This is a genomic window from Comamonas sp. HJ-2 (assembly GCF_053615495.1).
In genome coordinates, this window is sequence record NZ_JBSIFD010000037.1 from 20,707 (window position 1) to 27,245 (window position 6,539).

Here is a 6,539-nt window from a genome sequence, read left to right on the forward strand (position 1 = left end):
AGTCTTTCGGATAGTGCCTGCATGCTCTGCAATACATGCGGCTAGTCATTTCTAGTGCCCACTAATGCCCGCTGATGCCCGCTAATGGCCGCCCCCCCACAGTCACCACTGCGGGCTGGCCAGCTTTCGGCACAGCATATGCAACTCAACATGGCCCCCCGGATTCGCACAGAACCGGGTGCAGGATCGAGTGGAAAGCATGCGATATCAACGTGGATTCATGGCACCGGAGTCGCATCAACCGCTACACTGTACATATGCACAGTCATCGTCTCATGAGTGGTATGCCCGTCCAACTGATTGCGTCCCCGGTTACTTTGCCGCTGGCTGATCGCAGCGCGCGCGCAGGCTCGCCCGCCAATGACTTCGCTGGCAAGCGGCTGGATATTACAGACCTGCTGGTCACGCACCCCAAAGCCACGTTCCTGCTGCGCGTGGCCGGCCCGTCCATGCAGGAACACGGCATCGATGACGGCGATATCGTCGTGGTAGACAGGGAGTTGCGCGCTCGCGATGGCAGCATCGTCGTGGCAGTTGTCGAGCGCGAGCTCGTCATCAGAGCGCTGGAGAGCGATGGCGACACCTGCAAGCTCAAGGCAGGCGCCCCCACCTACCCCGATATCGTGCCGCCAGAAGGACAGACGCTGGAAATCTGGGGTGTCGTCACCAGTTGCATCAAGCGCTTTGCAAGATGAATACATGCGCGCGCCAGCCCAACACAGGCGGCCGTTGAAATCTGATTAGCTCCCAGAAAAGCGCCTGCTAACGAATAAAGGCAATGTAGCTCTCTACATTGCCTTTTTCTTTGGTTTATTACAGTGACCCAACATCGCACTGCGGGCCGGGGTTAATGCATCAGTAACTAATTTTTACAGATAATGCTCCGCATGCATTTTCTGCCTGCCTTGACTGCCGCAGCATTTTTGCTGCCAGCCACCACTATGACTCAAGCCATAGCGCAGCCTATTTATCGCTGCGGCAATTCCTATTCTCAAGAAGCATGCAAAGGCGGCAAAGTGGTGGAAGACAAAACCACCACTCTGCATAGCGGCCACTCAGGCAGCACCGTTTATCTGTGCAAAGGCCATGGCGGCGGGCTTTTCTGGAGCAGCGCGCAATGCGGCCAGCACAACGCTTTTCTCGAACGTACTGAAACCGTGCCCTCCGACCTGCCCTGGGATCAAAAAGTCGCCCAGGCCGAAGCCCAATGGCGCAAAACCCAGCGCAATACCGCAGCCCCTGCGGTTGTCTACCAAAACCGCCCTACCCAACCTGCCGAGCCCGGCAAAAAACAAGTCTGTGATGCACTGGAAGAACGCGTCAAAGCGCTGGATAGCATGGGACGCGCAGGCAGCCAGTATTACGACCTGGATTGGGTGCGAAGGGAACGCAAGGTTGCTCGGGATGAGCAGTATCGGCTGAAATGTTGAGACTCGAAAAATGCAAGCGCTAAAAGCAATTGGGAAAATCCCATGCAAGCACTTATATATGATGCCCTCACAAACAACTTGAAGGAGGAAATGTGGAGTTCTATGAAAGCCTTAACAACCTTGCCGCAAAAATCCGACAGCAGGGCCAAAACATCTCAACGGAAGAAGCAACAAAAACGGCATTCGTCATGCCATTTATTCAATCCGTATTGGGATATGACGTTTTCAACCCTTCAGAAGTTGTTCCAGAATTCATCTGCGATGTAGGCACCAAGAAAGGTGAAAAGATCGACTATGCCATTTTCAAAGATGGTCAAGTCCAAATGCTGATCGAATGCAAAAAGCTCGGTGAGCCACTGAATGTCAACCATGCAAGCCAGCTTTTCCGCTACTTTCACGTCACGACCGCAAGAATCTCTATCCTCACGAATGGACGGGTCTACAAGTTTTTCACAGACCTGGACGCTCCCAACAAAATGGATGAAAAGCCATTTTTGGAGCTAGATCTACTGGATATCGATGAGCACGCGGCACCAGAGCTTCGCAATCTCACGCGCTCCGCATTTGACGTTGACTCCATCATCAGTGCAGCAGGCGAACTGAAATATATCGGTCAACTCAAACGTGAATTAGCCAATCAGTTCAGCGACCCATGCGAAGAATTTCTTCGATTCTTTACTGCCCGTGTCTATGACGGAGCAATCACTGCGCGTGTGCGTGAACAGTTCCAGCCACTGCTACTTAAAGCAGTCACCCAGTTCACCGGCGATTTGGTCAATGATCGATTAAAGTCAGCAATTACTGGAGTTGCACCACAGACTCTGGTGGCTCAGCCACTTGCTACAGATGATGCTGTGAAGTCAGAGAAATCGACCGATAAGCCAATAGCATCACAAGATGAGGAAACCGCTCGCATCGAAACAACCCCTGAGGAGATGGAAGGGTTCTTCATTGTGAAGTCGATAGTGCGAACAAGTGTTGAGCCGGAACGCATTGGTCACAGAGACACACAGAGCTATTTCGGCATTTTGCTAGATGACAACAACCGCAAGCCCGTTTGTCGCCTCCACTTCAATCGCAGCCAAAAATACCTTGGAATCTTGGATGCAGAAAAAAAGGAAGTGCGCCACCCTCTTAGCAAACTGGACGATATCTACAACTTCTCCACGGAGCTTATAGCAGCGACAAAGCTTGTCGCGTAACGCAAACAACGACCCTAAAAAAGCCCGCTCGCGCGGGCTTGTTTGTTTCGAAGGTGGTGACAAGTGTTCCCTACAAGTAGCAGTTTGGTCACCAAGCCTGCTTGCGCATGGCTCCCGCTTTACGGTGGGCCGTGTGGGGACCCCCGCGAGGGTGTGCCAGTCCTACTGCCGATCGACCAGCCCTGCCTCTCTTGGTTGGTGAGGTGATGGGCTCATACCTTGCTCAGTAGGAGCCTCATCATGGCTGACAACAGCATTGGTTCGTCCGTAACCTCCCTCCCCGCTCGTCCAGAGCTTTCCGTCGATCACGGAACCGTCACCACCACCAGTCTTCAAATCGCAGAGCACTTTGGCAAACGTCACGCTGATGAGATTCGCGCTATCAAAAGGCTCGACGCTACTGCCCAATTCACTGAACGCTATTTTGCGTTGAGCGATTTCACTGACTCAGCAGGCCGTACGCTCCCCACCTACCGCATAACCCGCGACGGCTTTACGCTTCTGGCCATGGGCTTTACCGGCAAGGAGGCACAACGCTGGAAGGTCACGCCTTTAACCGCATGGAAGCCGCGCGGCAACAGCCTACGGACACGCAGCACACGGAGCAGGCCTTTTCTATGGCCGCAGAGGCCGCAGCGCAGGTGCATCGCGCGGTGTTCAATGCGGTGATGGAAGCTGACCCAGTCGAGTGGCAGCACAGCCGCTATCCGCTGAACCTGAACTACGACAGCCAGGGCCGCCCTACCCAGCCCCATGCCCAGCCGATTGCCCTGGCCATACAAAAAGCCCCTGACAGGGGCTTTTGTTCAGGCCTCTGGCTTGGAGGGCCAGAACATCTCTCGCACTTCGGGTGCGTAGTACGGCAACGCAAGCACTGCGCCAAATAGTGCAAAGCCCAAGGCCGATGTCGCGTTCCCCAGGCCGGACAGCACAATCGGCGGGCTGAAACAGGCGACGACTACGGTCGCAACAGAAGACCACAGGGTAAACCGAGGCGCCCATGCTCTGAACCGCAGCAGCCCGTAAAAAGCAATGAGGCCGAGCACCACGAGCACAGAGAGCGCCAGCAAAAAGATCCAGTCCGTGGGGCCGACTTCCGACTGCATCAAAAGGCTCTGGGAAAGATCGGTCAGCTCATGGGGCACCAGATCGAAGCCATATTCCGCCAGCATTCCGAATAACGGGATGCCCAGCGAAGCAATCACCAATGCACGATACGTCGATTTGCCCATACCCTCTCCAAGTTGCTATGGGTGAATCGTACTACCGCCCTTCCCGCACCAATCCGCTGGTAGCGATCTGCACCGCGGATGCGGCAGGCCACGTGTGGCACCGACGAGGCGCTGGCAAGCACCTCAGACTACGCAAAACCTGCGCAGTTAAACGGACCGCTGCCCGTCCGCCAGCCGGCGCAGCAGCTGGAGTTGTTCGCTCTGGATGGTGATGAGCTCACTCCACTGCGTTTTCTGCAGCTCGTCGATTTTTTGGTGCAGCAGCATGATTTCCAGCTCGGCCTTGAGGTTGACTTCGTAGTCGTGCTCTCCGCGAATGCGGTCCTTGTCTGCCTGGCGGTTCTGCGACATGAGAATGATGGGCGCCTGTATGGCCGCCAGCATGGACAGAAACAGGTTCAGCAGAATGTAGGGATACGGGTCGAACGTGGAGCCGCGCGCCCAAAGCAAAAAGGCGTTGAGGCCCACCCAGACCAGCATGGTTGCGCAAAACAGCGCCACAAAGGCCCAGGAGCCGCCAAAGGTGGCGACGGCATCGGCTGCGCGCTGGCCGAAGGTGGGCGGTGTCTGATCTAGCTCCTGGTCCACATTGCGTGAAATGTGCTTGCGCCGGGCAATGTGCTGGGCGACCTTGAGCGCTCTGGCGTCCAAGGTATCTGCGGAGGCACCAAACAGCCTCTTCGCAACGGCATCCGTATTGAGCATGGGACTTCCTTGTCATCCGAAAGATGAGGACATTGTCTGGATGCTACCCAAGCCTGGAGCTTGCCTTGCGTCCTGTCGTGCTGCCGCCACCGTCATGCGGCAACAAGCACAAGCGGGGGAATGCTTGAATATTGACGCCAGGTGTTGCAATGGCTGCCTTCGAGTGTGAGTATGGGTAGGCAATCGTTCGGATTGCGTAGCTACCGCTGATGCCCAAGGAGGCTGAAAATGTTCAAGCACATTCTGATTCCGACAGACGGCTCGAAACTCTCCGAAGCCGCGCTGCGCTCGGGCATGCAGTTGGCCAAGGAGCAAGGCTCCGAGGTGACGGTGCTTTATGTGATGCCGGACTATTCGGCCTTGATGTATAGCGGCGAGGGGATGGTGGCCTACAACCCCAGCGAGATGCGCCGGGACGCCGAACTATCGGCCGACACAGTGCTAAAGGCGGTGCAGGACATTGCCAAGGCCGAAGGAGTGGATTGCAAGTTGGAGCGGACGATGAACTTTTCGGTGCACCAGGCCATCATCCAACAGGCCAAGGACAGCCACTGCGACCTGATCTGCATGGCGTCCCACGGTCGCAAGGGCCTTGCCGGCATTTTGCTGGGCAGCGAAACCCAGCGCGTGCTGGTGAACAGCGGCATTCCGGTGCTGGTGCATAGGCCTGTGGTCAAAGAGGTCCGAGCCGATTCCCACTGAATTTCAGGCCTTTTCTTGCCCATCAAAAAAACCGCTTGAATACCTACTTCTGGGTGTTGCATCAGCCGCCCCGGAGTGTGAGTATGGGTTTGGCAATCGTTCGGATTGCGTGGCAACCCCACAGGCGCTGGCGCGCAAGGAGGCTGAAAATGTTCATGCACATTCTGATTCCTACGGACGGCTCGAAACTCTCCGAAGCCGCGCTGCGCGCGGGCATGCAGCTGGCCAAGGAGCAAGACTCCCAGGTGACGGTGCTGTATGTGATGCCGGACTATGCCGCCTTGATGTACAGCGGCGAGGCGATGATGACCTACAACACCAGCGACCTCAACAAGGACGCCGAGAGAACGGCCGACAGGGTGCTGCAGGAGGTGCAGGACATTGCCAGGGCCGAGGGGGTGTATTGCAAGACTGCGCGAGCCATGAACGCCTCGGTGCACAAGGCCATCATCCGGCAGGCCGAGGAAAGCCACTGCGACCTGATCTGCATGGCATCGCACGGCCGCAAGGGCATTGCCGGCATTTTGCTGGGCAGCGAAACCCAGCGCGTGCTGGTGAACAGCCACATTCCGGTGCTGGTGCACAGGCCTGTGGTCAAAGAATGAGACTGCTCACCGCCAGCGGATAGCTGCGATCAAGCCGCCCAAGCCTGCGGCGGTGATGCCCGATCCGGCCAGCACATAGGCCACTGCGATACGGCGGGCATGGCAGTCTGCGGCGGCGGCATTCAATGGTGTGGTGACGGTCACTTTGGAAAGCATCATCAGCGCTCCGATCCTTGGGCTTTCAAGGGTTGGGAACGAAAGCCTCAGTCGGTCTGAACGCCTGGGGCTTTCGCCTTTTCTGCGGGCTTGGTCAGTGGGTCGCCAGCAGTTGCCTGTCCACCTGCCCTATCAAGGCATTGACCTGGGCATCTCGGCGCTCGACCAGGCTGACCAGCACTCCAACCACGCCCGCGCTTGAAGCAGCAAGGGCTGGCACCACTCCCAAGCCATGTTGCAGTACGAGTTGGGCACTTGTGCGGGCATTCAAATGGAGCGCCATCGTGCAAGCGTCAGGCAGGAAGGCGCACGAAAAGGTCTTGGTAAAAATAAGATTTTTCTTATTTTTTCGCATAGCCATTGATTACATACTTCACGCAGCTTTGACTGGATTTTTAATCTCCTCGGATATTCACTGATAGGATGCCAAATGCCAAATGCCAAATGCCAAATGCCAAATGCCAAATGCCAAATGCCAAATGCCAAATGCCAAATGCCAAATGCCAA

Annotated in this window: 10 protein-coding genes and 1 pseudogene; 6 read left to right on the plus strand and 5 right to left on the minus strand. The window is 56.1% G+C overall.

The window, feature by feature from the left end:
* The first annotated feature begins 284 nt into the window (after positions 1–284).
* From ACWGXF_RS22505 to ACWGXF_RS22520, 4 genes are all read left to right on the plus strand, one after another.
* Complete coding sequence (locus ACWGXF_RS22505; RefSeq protein WP_080745886.1) at positions 285–695, plus strand: LexA family protein; 411 nt, start codon at positions 285–287, stop codon at positions 693–695.
* A 192-nt stretch (positions 696–887) separates the two neighbouring features.
* The gene (locus tag ACWGXF_RS22510) at positions 888–1,430 is read left to right on the plus strand and encodes a hypothetical protein (protein ID WP_452102515.1); all 543 of its coding nucleotides are present in this window, start codon (positions 888–890) and stop codon (positions 1,428–1,430) included.
* Positions 1,431–1,522: 92 nt separating this feature from the next.
* On the plus strand, positions 1,523–2,632 hold the full coding sequence (locus tag ACWGXF_RS22515; protein WP_280042742.1) for a type I restriction endonuclease: 1,110 nt from the start codon (positions 1,523–1,525) through the stop codon (positions 2,630–2,632).
* Positions 2,633–2,872: 240 nt separating this feature from the next.
* Positions 2,873–3,301: a Rha family transcriptional regulator gene (locus tag ACWGXF_RS22520; protein WP_452102516.1), complete on the plus strand. Its 429-nt coding sequence runs from the start codon at positions 2,873–2,875 to the stop codon at positions 3,299–3,301.
* A gap of 137 nt (positions 3,302–3,438) precedes the next feature.
* On the opposite strand, the gene ACWGXF_RS22525 is transcribed toward ACWGXF_RS22520, so the two are convergent.
* Both ACWGXF_RS22525 and ACWGXF_RS22530 read right to left on the minus strand, forming a co-directional pair.
* Positions 3,439–3,864, minus strand: coding sequence for a hypothetical protein (locus ACWGXF_RS22525; RefSeq protein WP_057092426.1), 426 nt, complete (start codon positions 3,862–3,864; stop codon positions 3,439–3,441).
* Positions 3,865–4,011: 147 nt separating this feature from the next.
* On the minus strand, positions 4,012–4,569 hold the full coding sequence (locus tag ACWGXF_RS22530; protein ID WP_012838625.1) for a DUF1003 domain-containing protein: 558 nt from the start codon (positions 4,567–4,569) through the stop codon (positions 4,012–4,014).
* Positions 4,570–4,797: 228 nt separating this feature from the next.
* Here ACWGXF_RS22530 and ACWGXF_RS22535 point away from each other — a divergent pair, with 228 nt between their 5' ends.
* Together ACWGXF_RS22535 and ACWGXF_RS22540 are read left to right on the plus strand one after the other, a co-directional pair.
* Complete coding sequence (locus ACWGXF_RS22535; RefSeq protein ID WP_452102517.1) at positions 4,798–5,271, plus strand: universal stress protein; 474 nt, start codon at positions 4,798–4,800, stop codon at positions 5,269–5,271.
* 149 nt (positions 5,272–5,420) lie between these two features.
* The gene (locus tag ACWGXF_RS22540; RefSeq protein ID WP_003062356.1) at positions 5,421–5,876 is read left to right on the plus strand and encodes a universal stress protein; all 456 of its coding nucleotides are present in this window, start codon (positions 5,421–5,423) and stop codon (positions 5,874–5,876) included.
* Positions 5,877–5,882: 6 nt separating this feature from the next.
* Here the strand turns inward: ACWGXF_RS22540 and ACWGXF_RS22545 are convergent, their stop codons facing one another.
* The 3 genes and pseudogenes from ACWGXF_RS22545 to ACWGXF_RS22555 all read right to left on the minus strand — a co-directional run.
* Positions 5,883–6,035 (minus strand): hypothetical protein, encoded by a 153-nt coding sequence (locus ACWGXF_RS22545; RefSeq protein ID WP_177340832.1) that lies wholly within the window; start codon positions 6,033–6,035, stop codon positions 5,883–5,885.
* Positions 6,036–6,126: 91 nt separating this feature from the next.
* Positions 6,127–6,252, minus strand: coding sequence for a hypothetical protein (locus ACWGXF_RS22550; RefSeq protein WP_256630644.1), 126 nt, complete (start codon positions 6,250–6,252; stop codon positions 6,127–6,129).
* Positions 6,253–6,299: 47 nt separating this feature from the next.
* A pseudogene (locus tag ACWGXF_RS22555) lies at positions 6,300–6,539 on the minus strand (hypothetical protein); the annotation flags it as partial.